Here is a 17901-nt window from a genome sequence, read left to right as displayed (position 1 = left end):
CAGCTCAGGAAAGCAGTAGATTACCCTGCTGCTTCCAGCGATTTACTAGCGCTGGAACGCCCTCTCCGGCGGTGGTGTTAATCGCCAGCACCCCTGGCGGGCTAAGGCTATCCGCCTCTGGGTCGACCAGAGCGCAGGGCGTATCGTAGTCAATATAAGATAGCAGCGATGCTGCAGGCATCACCGCCAGCGAGGTGCCCACCACTAGCAAAAAATCAGCCTGGCTAACGATGTCGCAGGCATCGGCAAACAGCGGCACCGACTCGCCAAACCAGACCACATCGGGACGCAGCTGGCTGCCCTTATCACACACGTTGCCTATCTCTATCCCACCTTTAAGCAACGGGTAGCGCATGCGCTCATCGATAGAGGAGCGGGCTTTTAAAATCTCACCATGTAAGTGCAGCACCTGGCGGGAGCCAGCTCGTTCGTGCAAGTCGTCAATATTCTGGGTAATGATGCTGACGGTAAAGCCTTCTTGCTCTAGAGCGGCCAGCGCTTTGTGGGCGGCATTGGGTTTAGCTTTGCGGATCTGCTCCCGGCGCTGATTGTAAAAATTCAGCACCTGCTGCGGGTCGCGTTGCCACGCCTGGGGGGTGGCGACATCCTCAACCGGATGGTTTTCCCACAGGCCGTCGCTGGCACGAAAGGTTTTAATCCCACTCTCGGCGCTAATCCCCGAGCCGGTAAACACCACCAAATGCGGGCTTGCTGCCATGATGACCTCGTTATTTATGTTCCAACCCTGCTTAATATACTAGCTGGCCAATGCTACCCGCAAAGCGCTGTTTATTACGATACGGGTAAACATCAATGACGCGGCCATCGATAATGGCCTGCTGCAGTTCCAGCCAGTAATCGGGGTCGAAGAGTTCGGGGTGCTGCGCCATGAACATATCGCGCAGCGTTTTATTGGCGAACATAAAGGGGCCAAACTCTTCGGGGAAAATATCGTTGGGGCCGATGGACAAACTGGATGCATCGACCCCCTGCCCTTTTGGCATGTGCCGAAACCGGCACTCGGTGATGTAACACACCTCATCGTAATCGTAGAAAATTACCCGGCCGTGGCGGGTAACGCCAAAATTTTTCAGCAGCATATCGCCGGGAAAGATATTCGCCGCCGCCATTTGCTTGATGGCGTTGCCATAATCCTTAAGCACCATTTCTTTCTCTGCGTCGCCGCACTGCTCCAGGTAGATATTCAGCGGCGTCATCATGCGTTCGGTATAGCAGTGCTTGATAATCACCTTATCGTCTTTCAACACCACGGTTGAAGGCGCGACTTCCAATAAGTGTTCCAGGCACTCCGGCGAAAAATGATCCTGACGGACAATAAAGTTTGAAAACTCCTGGGTATCGGCCATGCGGCCTACCCGGTCGTGACGCTTTACCAGCCGATACTTTTCGCGCACCACGGCGTGGGTAACATCTTTAGCCGGATCAAATTTATCTTTGATGATCTTAAATACGGTGCGAAAGCTGGGCAGTACAAACACCGCCATCACCATGCCGCGCACGCCAGGAGCGATAACAAACTGATCTTCGCGTTTGGCGACCTGACGGTTCAAGGCCCGGAAGAACTCGGTTTTACCGTGTTTGAAAAAGCCGATGGCAGCGTAGAGCTCGCCTTCCGGCTTGTGCGGCATTAACTGCTGAAGGTAATCAACAAACTCCCTGGGTACCGCCACCTCCACCTGAAAGTAGGCACGGGTGAAGGAGAAGATAATCGACACCTCGTCGGTTTCGATCAGCACCGTGTCCAGATGCAGGCAGGGATCGCCGCCCTGCTGCTCACCAAATCCCTCGCCGTGAAGCACGGGCAGTACCAGCGGCACCTGTTCGCCGCCACCGCGGATACGCCCCACCAAGTAGGCGCCTTTATTGCGGTAAAAGACGCTATTCAACAGCTCGATTTCGGTGTCATCGCCGTTCAAAATCGCCACGGGTAAGTGCTGTGTTAAGAAGCTGGCCCCGAGGTGGGTATCCTGGTCTATATCAGCAAAGCGATTATCCAGTGGCGCATCGAGAAGCGCCCACTTGAGCGCCGCCTGCCAATCGCCATTGACCCTGTGCCTGCGGCATAGCTCAATCCCCGAGCGGCGGGCAGCATCTTCCCGGGAGCTATACACAAACATCCAGTCGTTGCGGATATGGCGGTGGTGGAAGATGGCGCAGAACAGCGAGTTAAAAAAGGTTTCCGCCAACTCAAAGTCGAGCCGGTGGCTGATCAGTTCGGCGTAGTGGTAGCGCGCTTCCCGCCAGCACTCGCAGTGAGACACAACCTCAGGATCAAAGGTGCGCTTTAAGCGACTCAGAGTGACGTCGATTTTTTCCTTATAGAGATTGATCCGCTCCGCCGACGCCAGTTGGGCATCACGCCACGCAGCATCACGAAAGCGTCGGCTGGCGTCAGAGGTGATCTCTTTAAAGCGCGTCCGATACTCGTCAAAACCGTGCAAAATCGTTGCCGCTAGGCGATACCCCGGTGAGTGTTTCACTGGCCAAACTCCTGATTATTTCTACCAGCTTCGTGTAACGGCAAACTACATGCGAGACGACCTTGGTGTAGGCACTTACCAGTCAGTTAGCTTGCCCATCTCATTGGTGGGCAGAGCATCGCCGTAAGTCACCCCAACGGGGCGTTCGGCGGCAGGCCACTGAACGATGGATTGAGCGATCGCATTTGCGGCTTCCTGCTCGTTATTCACAGGAACCACAAAGGCTTTCAAACGCCGTTTTGTAGCGGGCCCCGTGGTACGTACCGAACACTCGGCCACACTTTCCAGCGCACGCAAACGCTCGGCCACATACAGGGGGCTGACGTTCACGCCACCGATCGTCACCACGTCATCGCGACGCCCCTGCAGCGTAAAGGTGTGTTCGTCGTGCCATTGAGTGCTATCTAGCAATGGCGTGGCCAGCGACGGCGTTGCGGTGTGGCTATTAACGCGCTGAATATGCTGCGTATCAACCCGCTGCCAATGGGATAGCAGCCGATAAGGCTCGTCCTGCTGCCAGCGGGTGGCAACACCGCCGGTTTCGGTGCTGCCGTAAATCTCCAGTAACCCGGTTAGCTCACTTGCGATCAACGCATCTGAGGTGTCGGCTGAAAGCGGTGCGGTCGAAGACACGCCGACGACACTGGCAGGCCAACCGTTGCGGGAACGGGCCAAATAGTCCCAGCGGGGAGGAACCGTGACCACTAAATCACCAGCAGATAACGTTGGTAGCGCTGCGTTGTCGACACTAATGCGCGGGATCCCACTAACAGCGGGTAGCGCCACGCCCAGCATAAAGCCGTACAGGTGGTGCAGCGGTAACCAACTAATCACGCGGTGTATCGGCACTCGCGATGCAAAGCGCTGTATCAAGGCATGCGCCTCGGCTTCGATATCCTTCCAGCGGTGTAGATGAGCAGAGGGAGAGCCTGTACTGCCCGAGGTTCTAAACGTCAGCCCTGAGGTTTCAGTGATGGTTCGCACCACTAAGGTGGCCCAGTCATCAAAATTTTGGGTCATTAGCAGGCGGTCTTCGGCACCTGTTTCGTGTAAACAGAAGAACTCGTTAACACAAGCAGCGAGGTGAAGTCGTTCGAGGGAGTCGATAGTCGGTGTATCCTGCCAATTTGGCGCGGAGGTACCCCGATAAACAGCCAGTTCTGCGCTCAGCAGTGATTGCAGAACCGCTTTGCAATCGGCTTCGCTTAGCCACTGAGGCATCTTTTTTCCTTAACTATTTATTCTTACTATTTTTTCTTAGCTACAAGTCGAGACTCGCAAGAAAAATTGTTCAGCTCAAGCGCCAGGCCGCCCACTCCCTGTTAACCATTAAGCAAGCGGCCGATAAGCGGGTTATAAACGCTTAACAAAAATCCAGTAGGTATCCCCTGAAATGGCTTTTTTCATGTGCACTTTCACTTTCGTAGGCGTCATCTGGTAGTCAAAAACGTATTCAAACATCGTATTGAGGTCGCCACTTTTGACGCCTTCTTTAAAACGCCCCTGAAACTCTTTGCTTTGGGTGCAGGGTGCTACCTCGGTAAAGAAGTTTTTACCGATCACGCTTTTGGGGTCTCGCCCGGTAATGCCGCCTTCCGCTGCGTTGTATTGAATAATTTTACCGTTGGCATCCAACTGGATAGCGCCGAAAGCTAAATCGTCGAGTTTTTTGTCATCCATCTTCGCCAGCGAATTTTCAATATCGTCGCTACCAAAACGAACCGTTTCCATTGCCATTAGTACACCTCCTGATTGAACGAATGGTAGGCATTTTTACCCACCAATTCTTTACAAACCTGTCACAAATATTATGCACAAGCTATAAGCCCTAACGAAATTATCAGTATCATGAAACTAAGGCAACTAACTACTACTATTGGATGGCAACGCTACTGCTTTTATCATTTATCAAGCACTACGTTTATAGCACTTACCTGCAAACAGAAGGGCCCTGCGGTGCGATCTGCGATTAAGAAACCGAGTTGGTGAATCTCGCTTGGCATGACTTCAGGGGCATCGCTAAGCATGGTGCCCCGCCGCACCGCTTCAAAGGCGCTCCATGGGAAATGCAGTGTCTCCCAGGAATCTTGAGCAGGGGTGAATTTCACCCGGTAGGCAGAGGCGTCACCCAGGGAGGAGCTTTTCAGGCGCAGTTGATAGGTACGTCCATCACCTCGCACGGTTAGCGCTATGCCCAGGGCATCCGCTAGCGTTGGCTCAAAACCGTTGGGCTCACGGCGAACGGAGGCAAACCCTCCTCCGTTTTCCAGCGACACCTCGCCATGAAAGCGACCTTCACCTTCGATAACGCTAAACCCGCTCTGGGAAACCCCGCCCATGACACCATCATCGACGGCATACCAGCGCTGCTGTTCACTGGGATCATTAAAGTTCAGCGTCATGCGGCCACCTCGCAACGGTTCATAGATAGATGCATAAATACATAGGTATAAAAAAGCCCCAGACGTTTTTACCGCCCGGGGCTTATCACAGTAGCCTACTCGTTGGCTCGCTTACAGCTTAGCGGCGGCCGGTGCGGTTTCGCCTTCATCCAGTTCTTCAGGTGAAGCGGACACCAGCGCAAACTCCTCCTCGGCGGTTTTCGCCACCAAATGATTTTTACTGTACAGGAAGTAGTAAGCCGCACCGGCGATGAATAGCACGATGGTGTAGTTGAACGCGCGGGGATCAAAGGCGTATACCCCGGTGAGTGCTACCAACGACAGTACCAGCGCAATACCTGATGTCACCACACCGCCAGGGGTTTTATACGGCCGATGCAAGTCAGGTTGTTGTACCCGCAGCATAATGTGACTCAGCGCCATCAGCGCATAAGAAATAGTCGCGCCGACCACGGCCATCCCCAACATCAGGTCGCCCTCACCGCTGAGTGACACCAGGAAGCCAAATACGCCCGGCACGATCAGCGCTAGATAGGGCACTTTACGTCCGCTGGTCAGCGACAGTTGCTTAGGTAGGTAGCCTGCTCGTGAGAGCGCAAACACCAAGCGACTATAGCCATAGATGATCGAAAAGAAGGAAGCAATGAGTCCGGCTAAGCCCAGCACGTTAACCACCGTGGCAAGCGTTGGGTTACCCGCCGCGTTCAGCGCATCCACCAGCGGCACGCCGCTTTGACCGATCATTTCAGCCCCCGCCGCACCGGCCAGCAGAACGACGACTAGCAAGGCGGTGAACAGCAAAAACAGCATCGCGCCGATAATGCCTTTGGGCATATCCCGGGCTGGGTCTTTGGCTTCTTCCGCCGCTAGCGGCACGCCTTCCACCGCCAGGAACAGCCACATGCCGAAGGGTAGCGCCGCCCAGATACCGTACCAACCAAACGGCATAAAGGTGCTGGCACCTGCGGCATCGGTGGGGGCAATATCAAACAGGTTGGTGGCGTCAAAACTACCGATCAGTGCCACGGCGGTGGCAATAATGGCGAACACCGCCAGGCCACTAATCACCATCATGACTTTTAGCGCTTCACCCACCCCCGCCAGGTGAATACCGATAAACACGGCGTAAAACAGCAGATACACCAGCGGGCCGTTAATGCCCAGTAACGACTCCACCGCGGCGCCGATAAAGATCACGATCGCTGCTGGCGCCAGGGCGTACTCGATCAATACCGCAAGCCCGGTGAGGTAACCACCGGCCGGCCCCATGGCCTGGCGGGCAAAGCTGTAGCCGCCACCCGCCGCAGGAATCGCGGCGGACATTTCCGCCAACGACAGCACCAGCGCTAAGTACATCAACGCCATTAAGCAGGCGGCAACCGCAAAGCCGCCCCAGCCTGCTTCGGCGATACCAAAGTTCCACCCGGCGAAGTCACCGGAAATCACGTAGGAAACCCCTAGCCCCGCCAGCAGCATCCAGCCGGCGGTGCCTTTACGCAGTTGGCGTTTTGCCAAGTACGCCTGATCAACTGATGGTTGTGTCATCGTTTTGCCCTCATGGTGTGGAACGAAAGTGTCGTCAGCGGCGTGCTGTGCTGCTTACTGCGTTCCATATTGTTATTGGAGAATTGTTACGTCCTGATTGTTATACGTCTGCTGTGATACGTCTGTTGTTATGCGGCTGTTGTCGTGCGCCAAGGTCGTTAATCGGCGACCAGAAAGTTGCGTATTGAACCGGGAGCGGCGTCGCCTTCCAGCACATCGTCTTCACTACGGTCTTTCAACTTAACCCCCGACACCTTGAGCTGACGGGCCTCTTTTAACAGCAGAAAGAAGCGCCGGGCGGCCTCCTCGATCTGCAAACCTGCCGGACGAACGTTGGAAATACAGTTGCGGCGGTCATCTTTTAGCCCCGGTTTCGGCGCCCAGGTCATATACAGCCCCAGGCTGTCCGGCGAGCTTAGCCCTGGCCGTTCGCCGATCATCACCAGCACGGCGTCGGCGTTCAGCAGAGCACCAATCTCATCGCCAATCGCCACACGCCCCTGCTCGACAATGGTCAGCGGTGCTAGCTGCCAATCGGCAGCATCGCTGTTGAACATCTGATACAGCGTGCTAAGAAACGGCGCGCTGTTCTGCTGCACGGCCAGCGCAGAGAGCCCATCGACAATCACTACCGCCAGGTCATAGCGCTGCTGAGAGGCGGCGGCTTGCTGTAATTGCTCCCGGGTTTCATCGTTGAGGCGGCGGCCATAGTCAGGCCGCTGCAGGTACATGGCGCGGTCTTGGGCATGGCTATGTAAGCGTATGGGGGCCTCTGATACCTCAAGCGCTGCGGTTAACTCGGCGGCGAGGGCGTCGACATCCAGCGGAGTGTGAACGGCGTCTTGAGCCTGGGCGTGGGCGAGTTGAAACGCCAGCAGCTTGCTGGTCGGCAGGCTTATACCCGCGCGCCCCAGGCCAATGCGTGCGTCGGTAAAGGCGTTGAGTCGCTCCCAGGGATTCTCCACCACAATGGGCGATGTTGGCTTATCAACCATGACGAGGCTCCTGGGGCAGGTGGCGCAGACTGTTGGCAAAGGCAGCGGGCAGCTGGTCGTTGAGCCGATGAGTGCTGATATCCTGGAAGATCTGCATCTCTTCAAGCCAGCGCTCAAACTCTGGTGCCGCTTTTAGCCCCAGCACCCGCCGGGCGTAGAGCGCATCGTGAAAGGAGGTGGTCTGGTAATTGAGCATAATGTCGTCAGAGCCGGGGATACCCATGATGAAGTTGCAGCCCGCCACGCCGAGCAGCGTGAGCAGGTTATCCATATCGTTCTGGTCGGCCTCGGCGTGGTTGGTATAGCAAACGTCGCAGCCCATGGGCACGCCCAACAGCTTGCCGCAGAAGTGGTCTTCAAGCCCTGCGCGGGTGATCTCTTTGCCATCGAACAGGTACTCGGGGCCGATAAAGCCCACCACGGTATTGACCAATAGTGGGTTAAATTTGCGCGCCACCGCGTAGGCACGGGCTTCGCAGGTTTGCTGGTCGAGCCCGTGATGGGCATCGGCGGAGAGCGAACTGCCCTGACCGGTTTCGAAATACATCACGTTGCGCCCCACCGTGCCGCGGTTGAGCGACTGCGCCGCCGCTTCGGCTTCAGCGAGGGTGCTCAAGTCAAAACCAAAGCTGCGGTTAGTGGCTTCAGTGCCGCCAATCGATTGAAACACCAGATCGACCGGGGCGCCCTGCTCGATAGCTTCCAGCGTGTTCGTCACATGGGTAAGCACGCAGGATTGGGTGGGGATTTGATACTTCTGAATGACGTCGTCCATCAAGCGCATCAGCTTGACGCTTTGGGCGACGTTATCGGTGGCGGGATTAATACCGATTACCGCGTCACCGCTGCCATAGAGAAGCCCATCGAGAATACTGGCGGCAATGCCGGTGACATCGTCGGTGGGATGATTAGGCTGGAGGCGTGTAGAGAGCCGCCCCGGTAGGCCGATGGTATTGCGAAACGCCGTGGTGACCCGGCACTTTTTGGCGACCAGAATCAGATCCTGATTGCGCATTAGTTTGCTGACAGCGGCGGCCATTTCGGGAGTAATACCCGCACGGACTTGCGTTAGTACCTCACTGGTGGCGTGATCGGAGAGCAACCAGTTACGAAAGTCGCCCACGGTGAGATGGCTGATGGAAGCGAAGGCGGCGGCATTATGCTCATCCATAATCAGCCGGGTGATCTCATCCTCTTCATAAGGAATCAACGCTTCGTTTAAAAAAGTAGTGAGCGGCAGTTCGGCCAATACCATTTGGGCGACCACACGCTCTTCGGCACTCTCCGCCATGACACCGGCCAAACGGTCACCGGAACGAGGCGGCGTGGCTTTGGCCATCAGCTCGGCTAGGCTTGCGAAGCGGTAGCTGCGGCTCCCCACCGTGGTGTGATAGGTCTGCGCCATGGAGCTTTCCTTTTTTATATGACGTCTGCTTTGTCATCGCGCTGACTGCGCGTTGAGGTAGAAAACTTGCTTGTTTCTACCATAGCGTTATCAATAGATAGCGAGTATCGAGTTTTGGCAAACCCGGTATTATTTTATAAATGTAAACAAATACAGAAAGTTAAGGCGTTAACCAAGCAGTATTGAGCGAGAATAACGCCCCGAGGAGCCCCCATGACCACGCTCGACAGCGCATTTGCACCAAAAAGATGCATACAGGAAGCGTTTGATGCCGATGAGCACGCGCAAAACCTGACGCGCTGGCAGCAGGAGTACGACCAGCTTAGCCCTGGCAGCTTCTATGGTCGCCTGGATGAAGTGGCACTTGAAACCATGCAGGTGTTTAAGGAGTACACCGGGCAGGCGCTACGTCAGGATTGCCGGGTGTGGCCGAACTCGCTGTGGATCGGGATTCCTACCACTCGCCAGGGTACGCGTATCAATGGTCAACCGCTTAGCCTGGGCGAGGTGATGTGCCGCCCTGGCGGGAGGGACTTTGAACTGGTAACCCCCGAAACCTTCGATATCTATGGACTAGTGATTCAGCTGCCAGCACTAGCAGAGGCCACCCAACGGCAGGGTGTGAGCTTGGATAAGCACTGGCAGGAGAGACCGCGTCGGCCTGCGCCCAAGGAAACGCTGAATGCCGTATCGTTTCTTATCGAACGTTTACTCACCAGCCAGACGCTGACGATCGCCAGCCATATTCATCAAGATATTCTGCTTATGGCGCTGCTGGAACTGCTGCAAGCCGAGCAGCCTAGCGCGGAGCTGCCACCCAGCTATGCTCACCGCAAGGAAGTGGTTGACCGCGTTAAGCGCTATGTTGACGAGCACTTGGATGGCCCAGTGACCATGGAGGAGCTTTGCCAGCTAACCCATGTTAGCCGCCGCACGCTGCAATACAGCTTTACGACCATTTTAGGCATTAGCCCACTACAGTTTTTACGCCTAACACGACTGAATCGTGTGCGTCGGGCGCTGAGAGCAGCGTCACCGGAGCAGTCGGTAACCGGCATAGCTACCTATTGGGGGTTTTGGCATTTGGGTCAATTCGCCCACGACTATAAGCAGCAGTTTGGGGAGTCTCCTTCACAGACACTGCATGCGAAAACGTTGTGAGCAACTCGACAATAGCAGATAGGCAATACAAGCCAGCCTCTCAGCCGGCCTGATTAAACGCGCGGTACTGGTTAAAATCGTCAGTCGTTGAAAGTGATCATTAGCTTAGCTAAACGTAGGCAGATGCTTGGATTCACGCCCTGGAAGACCATAGTCAAACCAACTGTGGTGCGCCTTGCTATCGTCCCAAATGTGATAGTGCAGTTGCGACATCATCACCGGGTCATCGAGAAAATCCAACCGCTCCAGCCGACTCATTGCCGTCGGCCCCATCCTTACTCCGCGTGCAACCCGCTCGGCTCGACGTCGGCGTACTGGCTCAACATCGGTATGCCGTGATGTCCCTAAGGCAGTCGCCAACGCATTCGGTACGGGGTCTACCACCACTTGGGCAAAAGACGGCGCCGCCATTCCTGTGTTCATGCGGGAAAGCAAGCTCACCATGCGTCGCAGTACCCGTGGTGGTTGCGTTTCTTCGGGAATCCGGAACAGCCGCTTTCGAAAGCAGAACCGTCCTAACGAGACACGGCTCGAGAGTGCTGACACCGGAATGGATAACATTAAAGAAACGACGATGGGCGAGAGCCACCACAGAAATGTGGGTTCCATAACGTAAACCCCCGCTGCCCACACTGCCCCTATCAAGGTTTGGCTCCAATGAGCACGGAGGGCATCACCCCACGTCGTGTCACTATTCTCCCGCGATGGCGAGCGCCATTGAACCGCCCACCCCATCAATGATGTTAGTACAAAGCGAGTGTGGAACAGCATCCTGACTGGCGCCAATAACATCGAGAATAGCGACTCAAGCACCATGCTCGCTAACACCTTGAGTGGCCCGCCAAATTGTCGGCTTCCCTGTACCCACACCAGCAATACGCTGAGCAGCTTAGGCAAGAACAGCAGCAGCGCCGTCACACCGAACAATCCCACCGCTAACATTGGATTCCATTGCGGCCAAACAGGAAACATCATACCCGGTTCAGGAAAGTAGTTGGGCGTGGTAAAGGTATGCACGGCTAAAAGTGCGGTAGAAAGGACTAAAAAAAGGCACCAGAGCGGCGCAGAAAGATAGGACATTAAACCAGTCAGGAAAACGGCCCGGTGTACGGGATGAATGCCTTGCGAGAAAAACAGCCGGAAGTTCATCAAATTGCCGTGGCACCAGCGCCGGTCGCGATTGAGCTCATCGAGCAGGTTAGGCGGCATTTCCTCATAGCTGCCTTCCAGTTGGTAGGCAATCCATACCCCCCAACCGGCGCGACGCATCAGCGCTGCCTCGACAAAATCGTGGGATAAAATCTCGCCCGACATCGAGCCTTTACCGGGCAGTGGCGCCAGGATGCAGTGCTGCATAAACGGCGCTAAGCGAATGATCGCGTTATGGCCCCAATAATGCGATTCGCCTAACTGCCAAAAGTGCAGCCCGGCAGTAAACAACGGCCCGTAAACCCGCGTCGCAAATTGCTGCATGCGAGCGTACAAATTGTGACGTCCAGAAGCGCGGGGCGCCGTTTGGATAATACCAACATTGGAATGCACCTCCATCATTTGCACCAACCGGGTAAGGCATTGACCACTCATAACGCTATCGGCATCCAATACCAGCATATAGCGATAGAGTGCCCCCCAACGCCGGCAAAAATCGTCAAGGTTACCGCTCTTACGTTTTACACGGCGCTGTCGACGGCGATAGAAAACCTGCCCGAAAGCTTCCAGATCGCGACATAACACCAACCATGCATAGGTTTCTTGAATGGCAATATCAGGGTCGGAGGTATCGCTCAGGATGAAGATGTCAAAATGCCGATCATTACCCGTGCTACGCAAAGACTCCAGGGTGGCGCGCACCCCGGCAAATACCCTGGCAACGTCCTCGTTACAGATGGGCACCAGCAACGCTGTGCGTGCCTCATCATCTATCGGCTCATCACCCACCTCGCTATCAATGGCGTAGCGGTCATGGCGTCGTAATAGCTGGAAAAACCCCATCAAGGCCGTCCAAAACCCTGCGGATACCCAGGCGAATAGCAGTACAAACAGTGACAAAATAGCGATCTCAAGCCACTGTAGGCCTTGGCCAGGGAGAACGGTGCGCATCTGATTGGCGGCGATGATACTTTGACCAAAAATCAACACTAATAAAATCCAACGACGCCTTGAGGCCACCCACTTCCAAGACGCGGAGGGTGACGCTCTTTTGCGCCGACGAACATCACCGCTAGCCCAGCGCTTGAAACGTCGGCCAATATTCACGAAAGGATTGGTCGACCACTGTTGGGGGGCCAACGGCGTTCGCTTCATCGCTGGTGCAGTGCGCAGTCGCGTAATGCCCGATGTGTCCGTTGACAGCACCTCTGGCGGCGCGAGAGGCGGCTCCGCATAGGCAAGCGCCAAGCGCCGCCCCACCGATAAAGCCGCCGGATCATTATTTTCGTCACTGTGGCCTTCATTATGGCCTTCGGCTTGGCCATCACAATGATCCTCATTACACTCACCTAGCGCAGCATGTAGAGAAGCCATTTCGTGCTTATCAAGATCACCGACCAGTAACTTGTAGCGCTCCTCACGATTCTGGGTCTCCAACGCCAACCGCTCTAAATAAATATCCGTTGGCGTTGCCTGTGAAGAAGACATTTTCTCAGCCATTGGCGGGTAGTCTATAGTACCAAGTCTCAGATACTTGCTTGCCATCAAGCATTAGCTTGGCCCTGATATCCAAAGGCTGGTTACCGTTATTGCGCTTCACGTTGACAAATACACGCCAACCGTTAGTGGCTGGATTATGCACAACGCGGCTAGCGGCTAATTCACCATTATCGCCCACGCTTGCATCAACGCTTATGTTTGCGCCGTTGCCGATACCCTCAAGCGAAGGCCCGACAAAATCGAGGACGAAGGCGAGTGTACCGTCTGGCTCCCGCACTAGGTCATCGCGAATCACCTCACCCCGTGAGCGACGTGTCTCTTCAACCCAGGCAAGCTGAGGGTCAAGATGACGGCTTTCATTAGTGGTGAATATAATGCGGTAATCGAACGCCAGCGGCGTTCCCGGTTCATGGGGCTCATCCGCTAGCCACATCGATACGATGTTATCGTTGGTCTCGTTGTCAGTCGGAATCTGAATCAGCTCAACGCTACCCGCCCCCCATTCGTTGAGTGGCTCAATCCAGACGCTTGGGCGCAGATCATAACGCGCGTCAAGATCCTGATAATCGCTAAAATCGTGACCACGCTGCATCAGGCCATAACCGCGCAGCTGAGGCGTTGCATGTCTATTCATCATCAATCTGGCCGGATTGGCTAGCGGGCGCCACAGCCAGCCATTCTGGGCATCATCGATTAATAGGCCATTCGAGTCATGGATTGCCGGCATATAGTGTTGTGTCGATGAAGGCTGTTCCGGGCCGTAAAGGTACATACTGGTTAGCGGCGCTATGCCCAACTTTTCGACTGCCCGGCGTAAATATAGCCGCGACTGTACGTCGACCAACGTACCTTCACCCGGGCGTAATACGAAACGATAGGCACCGGTAACGCTGGGCGAATCGAGCAGCGCGAAAATCGTTAAATACTGGCTTTCTGGGTTCGGTTCGACGATCCACATTTCTGTAAAACGCGGGAACTCTTCGCCCGAAGGCAATCCCGTATCAACGGCCAACCCACGCCCTGAAAGACCATAAACCTGCCCTCTTCCAACAGCGCGAAAAAAGCTTGCCCCGAGAAATACCATCACCTCATTAGGATCATCACCATTGAGAGCGTAATTGATCTTAACGCCAGCGATACCCAGTCCGTCGCTATGCTTAACGTCATCGGAGATGTCTAAATCGCCGTATGTGTAATCATCAGGGTTGTAAGCAAAGCCATGAACCTCGCCCTCCTCATCAATACTGTTGAGTTGGATGGCACTGTCGTAATGCATGCCTTCATGGATAAAGCTTAGCGTGAAAGGTACGTCATTACCGCTCCACACATCGCGATCTCGCTTGTACTGTATTTGCGCATACTCTGCATAGCTGAGTTCGCGCAGCTCGTTTGGCAACGATGTTTCTGGGGGGCGGTAGCCCTGTTGGGCTAGCTCCTCTGCCCTTCGGGCGACATCATCGAAGCCAAACGCCAAAGCCTCAACTGGGAGGCTTCCAATCAGTAACCCGCCTAGCACGGCTACTGAAAAAAAGCCTTTGCGGTGTGTAAGTTTATTTCGCGGGGTCGATCCACTCATTTAGCGTAATGCTCCTGTACAATCCTTTGACTTACTTCAAATTCGCTTATTTGCCGAACCGACATACGATAGAGTCCATTCGATCAGCTAAATGCGTCCTTTTGCTATTGCTCACCATCGCTAAAGCTCACACCGTGAGCACATATGAAGATGAGATTACAGCTTAGGTATAGCATGAGTCTAGACTACTTGGCACCCTGACTGACCGGGCTTTTTGAAAGGGCTGAAGCAAAAATTAGACTTGCTCGATTCGTTTGGCCGCGTGAACAGGCACCACCTTAAGCGGGTGGTCTAATAGTGATAGCGGTTTGGTAGGTGCCTTTCGCGAACGCTTAAGGAAAAATCAATCTACTGCTTTAGCGAAGCCAGCGATGGGCAAACATCTCAGCGGTTAAAGGTCGGTCAAAGTAGTAGCCTTGCCCCTGAGCACAGCCCATTGCCAGCAATGCGGTGATTTGGTCTTGGTTCTCTATGCCTTCCGCAATGGTCTCAAGGCCCAGCGTGTTCGCCATGACAATAATCGTCGCCACAATGACACGGTCATTGTCGCTGGTAAGCATATCGCGCACAAAGGAGATATCAATTTTGATTTTGTCAGCGGCGAAGCGCTTTAGGTAAGCAAGCGACGAATACCCGGTGCCAAAATCGTCGATGGATAGCCCTAGCCCTTTGCTCTTTAACACTTCAGTGATAGCAATCGCCTTTTCAGGATTCTCCATGATGCCACTTTCGGTAATTTCCAGGCTCAGTTGGGACGCTTCAATGCCGAACTGGGCACAGCGATTGAGCACGCTGGCCACCAAGTCCTCCTCTTCAAATTGCTGGGCGGCAATATTAATCGCCAACTGACCCGGCATCATGGTGTGCCCCTGCTCTCGCCATGCAGCAAGCTGCCTGCAGGCTTCCTCGACTACCCAACTGCCGAGCGCAACGATCATGCCGCGCTCCTCCGCAATAGGAATAAATTTACCCGGCGAAACGTCGCCCAGTTCCTCATCGTGCCAGCGACAAAGGGCTTCAGCGCCAATTAGCCTGCCGCTGTGTAAATCGACCTGGGGCTGAAAGTGCAAACTCAGCTGTTTTTCTGCAATGGCAGACGCTAAGCGTTTGGCGATATGCAGCTGTTCAGCGACGACACGCTCCATCCAAGGTTCAAATACACACATGGGAAGCTTTTGCCGTTTGGCTTGATACATGGCAATGTCTGCGTGTTTTAACAGCTCTAAAGGCGTTGCCGCATGCTGGGGATAAAGCGCGAGGCCGATTCCCACTGAAAGTTCGAAAGAGTGCTGCTCAACAATAAACGGCAATGCGATGCTGTCCCACAGCCGCTGAGCAGTCGCTAACGCGCCGTTTGCCTCACCACCAGGGCAAACTACCACAAACTCATCGCCGCCTAACCGGGCCAGGTATTGCCCCTCCGTTAACGACGCCGCAAAGCGCTCGGCAGCGGCCTTTAGCACTAAATCACCCAGATCGTGACCAGCCGTATCATTTATTTCTTTGAAATGATTAAGGTCTAGCAGCAATAGCGCTAACTCAGTGGTTTGGGGATCGGCAACCACGCTCTCTAAGTGGCGCATAAAGGCAGCCCGATTGGGCAATTGAGTGCCAGAATCACAAAAGGCCAACTGGCGAATGCGTACTTCGTCTTGCTGGCGCTCAAGCTCTGAAGCTGCCCGCGCGGCGAATATCTGCAGTACATTGCGCACAACATCCACATCGTCCAGCGGCTTTTTAAACATTACGCCAATAAGCCCCATAGGCTGACCATGACTATCATCCAGCCGCCGCCCAACATAGCCGTTTACCCACGAAAGCGCCCCATTGGTCTCACCAGGCAGCATAATGGCGGCGCCCTCGTGAACGATACACTCCTGCTCGATCATGACCTTATGGCAAGGAACGCCGGGAAGATAATAAGCAAAATTATCCTGGCGCTGACCATTTACATACAGCGTTAAGGTACGTGCAATATCGGAATCCTGCTCATCCAGCAACGCTATAAACCCCACTTCGGCAGATAGCGCCTCAGCCGTATGACCGGTTAGTTGATGCAGAAACGCTTCGCCATTTTCCGCTGATACGGCGGTTGCCACGCTAACAACAGCGTGTTGGAAGCGTTGCTGCTCATGAATGGTATTAATCAAGTCCTCGTTGTATCGACCAATGCGCTGCAGTGCTAGCTGTTTATGCAACAGACGTTCACGTGTTTGACTCTCCGATAACTGGCGTGCCAACTCGGCGCCTGCCAAAGCCGCAGCGATACGTAATACTTCGTCAGCATACGGAGGAAGCCCCAGGGCAGAGGAGTGCATCAGCACAATAGCGCCCAAAAAGCCGCCGCCAGGCGCCGCGATAGAGATCCCCAAATACCCTTCTGCTTTCAGGGCCGCCAGACGGTGATCATCCGGGAACTGCTCGCGAATCTGGGAGGCGGCAAACAGACGTGAATGATTGGCGACCTGCTGGCATGGTGTGTTCTGGAGCGAATAGGGAGCCGTATCAATGAATTCACCTTGAGACCACGCCGCCAGTGTTGTCGAAATACTCTGGTGGCTATCAACATGCTCAACAACAGCGTGATCAACCCCGAGAATATCCGCCAAGGATCTCACGAGGTGGTGAAAAAAACCCTCTTCACTGAGGTAGGACAATTTATCCGCCAACTGTCGAAAAATCTCTGGTGCAGAAGTAGGGGGCATGCTATTAAGCGCCTTCAGATTTAAACATCAAGCTTCTATCCCGTTTTTCTTGAATAGTCTATTTGAAAAAAACATCCGCCTGCCGCATAAATTTTTCCCGACAGCCTTTTCAAACGCTAAAACTTAAAAAACGAAAACCATTCAACACCAACTAAATTTATTCTCTAAAACAGCGATGCCAACTTAAAAATAAAATCAACTCAAATACGAACATTTAAGCTTTTCAGCTTACACCTCTCGAAACACCTTCAATCGTGCACTTCATAGCTAAGGTTTTTCATTTACGCATCTATGCTTTGTTGGATATTCAATTAAACCCATACCAGCCAATCATTTATTTCAACGAGTAAATAAATGCAACAAAAAGTAACTATCAGCATCCAAATCAACCTTAGAAGATGATATTCAACCTAAACAGTCCTTCATGTCAATAGGTCGTTCCTCAACCATCTAGGTCTAATGGAGGGCATTGTGAATAAAACAGAACAGAAACGGCTAGCGGGCAGTATTGGCCGAGCCATTGCAAAACAGCGGGTTCGCAGTCAATTGACCCAAGAAGAGGTTGCTGAGCGCTTAGGTGTTGGCAATGAAGCCGTTTCGCGTATAGAGCGCGGGCGGGTGATCCCCAATATTGTGCGCTTAATTGAGCTTGCTGAAATTTTCAACTGCGAAGCTGCAGAGCTGTTTGGACAAGCCAGCTTTCATATCGATGATCAGTCAAGCAGAATGAAACAGCTTCTAGCCCCCTTAAATCAAAATGATCGCAAGCTCGTTATCGATATTGTTGAAAATTTAGCCGCACGCCTTCAGAAGGGATAATGATATATAATGAAAAACCGCGCTACTACCATATTAACATCTATCAAAAATAGTTATTCATACTCAATAACAAAGGCACTAACCTTCTACTACCTCTTACACTTAACACAGAAACTAAAAATGACTGATTATATACAACCTCA

The 17901-nt window shown here is 53.8% G+C and carries 13 protein-coding genes; 2 read left to right on the top strand and 11 right to left on the bottom strand.

All coding sequences use genetic code 11. From position 1 onward, the window contains the following. Positions 1 to 4: 4 nt before the first annotated feature. The 8 genes from QT231_RS06860 to QT231_RS06825 all read right to left on the bottom strand — a co-directional run bounded on the left by QT231_RS06860 (position 5) and on the right by QT231_RS06825 (position 8848). Positions 5 to 718, bottom strand: coding sequence for an NAD-dependent deacylase (locus QT231_RS06860; protein WP_308336169.1), 714 nt, complete (start codon positions 716 to 718; stop codon positions 5 to 7). A 31-nt stretch (positions 719 to 749) separates the two neighbouring features. Then, entirely contained in the window at positions 750 to 2501 is a 1752-nt protein-coding gene (gene aceK, locus QT231_RS06855; RefSeq protein ID WP_308336168.1) for a bifunctional isocitrate dehydrogenase kinase/phosphatase, read from the bottom strand. 75 nt (positions 2502 to 2576) lie between these two features. Then, complete coding sequence (locus QT231_RS06850) at positions 2577 to 3722, bottom strand: AMP-binding protein (protein WP_308336167.1); 1146 nt, start codon at positions 3720 to 3722, stop codon at positions 2577 to 2579. 132 nt (positions 3723 to 3854) lie between these two features. Then, positions 3855 to 4238 (bottom strand): photoactive yellow protein, encoded by a 384-nt coding sequence (pyp, locus tag QT231_RS06845; RefSeq protein ID WP_308336166.1) that lies wholly within the window; start codon positions 4236 to 4238, stop codon positions 3855 to 3857. Between the two features lie 164 nt (positions 4239 to 4402). Beyond that, entirely contained in the window at positions 4403 to 4903 is a 501-nt protein-coding gene (locus QT231_RS06840) for a CIA30 family protein (RefSeq protein WP_215119287.1), read from the bottom strand. A gap of 111 nt (positions 4904 to 5014) precedes the next feature. Continuing rightward, positions 5015 to 6448, bottom strand: a complete 1434-nt coding sequence (gene eat / locus QT231_RS06835) for an ethanolamine permease (protein ID WP_308336165.1) — start codon at positions 6446 to 6448, stop codon at positions 5015 to 5017. Between the two features lie 158 nt (positions 6449 to 6606). Then, entirely contained in the window at positions 6607 to 7443 is an 837-nt protein-coding gene (gene eutC, locus QT231_RS06830) for an ethanolamine ammonia-lyase subunit EutC (RefSeq protein WP_308336164.1), read from the bottom strand. Next, positions 7436 to 8848: an ethanolamine ammonia-lyase subunit EutB gene (locus QT231_RS06825; protein ID WP_308336163.1), complete on the bottom strand. Its 1413-nt coding sequence runs from the start codon at positions 8846 to 8848 to the stop codon at positions 7436 to 7438. The genes eutC and QT231_RS06825 overlap by 8 nt, the downstream gene beginning before the upstream one ends. A gap of 213 nt (positions 8849 to 9061) precedes the next feature. Here QT231_RS06825 and QT231_RS06820 point away from each other — a divergent pair, with 213 nt between their 5' ends. Next, entirely contained in the window at positions 9062 to 10009 is a 948-nt protein-coding gene (locus QT231_RS06820) for a helix-turn-helix domain-containing protein (protein WP_308336162.1), read from the top strand. A gap of 105 nt (positions 10010 to 10114) precedes the next feature. Here QT231_RS06820 and mdoH read toward each other — a convergent pair whose 3' ends face one another. From mdoH to QT231_RS06805, 3 genes are all read right to left on the bottom strand, one after another. Continuing rightward, the gene (gene mdoH, locus QT231_RS06815) at positions 10115 to 12646 is read right to left on the bottom strand and encodes a glucans biosynthesis glucosyltransferase MdoH (protein ID WP_308336161.1); all 2532 of its coding nucleotides are present in this window, start codon (positions 12644 to 12646) and stop codon (positions 10115 to 10117) included. Positions 12647 to 12650: 4 nt separating this feature from the next. Next, a complete protein-coding gene (locus QT231_RS06810) occupies positions 12651 to 14234 on the bottom strand; it encodes a glucan biosynthesis protein G (RefSeq protein ID WP_308336160.1) in 1584 nt (527 codons plus the stop codon). A gap of 356 nt (positions 14235 to 14590) precedes the next feature. Further along, complete coding sequence (locus tag QT231_RS06805; protein ID WP_308336159.1) at positions 14591 to 16939, bottom strand: EAL domain-containing protein; 2349 nt, start codon at positions 16937 to 16939, stop codon at positions 14591 to 14593. Between the two features lie 471 nt (positions 16940 to 17410). Between QT231_RS06805 and QT231_RS06800 the strand changes: the two genes are divergently transcribed. After that, positions 17411 to 17758 (top strand): helix-turn-helix transcriptional regulator, encoded by a 348-nt coding sequence (locus QT231_RS06800; RefSeq protein WP_308336158.1) that lies wholly within the window; start codon positions 17411 to 17413, stop codon positions 17756 to 17758. Positions 17759 to 17901: the final 143 nt, after the last annotated feature.

The organism is Halomonas sp. SpR1, assembly GCF_031010175.1.
Taxonomy (GTDB): domain Bacteria; phylum Pseudomonadota; class Gammaproteobacteria; order Pseudomonadales; family Halomonadaceae; genus Vreelandella.
The sequence above is the reverse complement of the archived record's forward strand: the minus strand, read 5'-3'. Positions and strand labels throughout refer to the sequence as shown.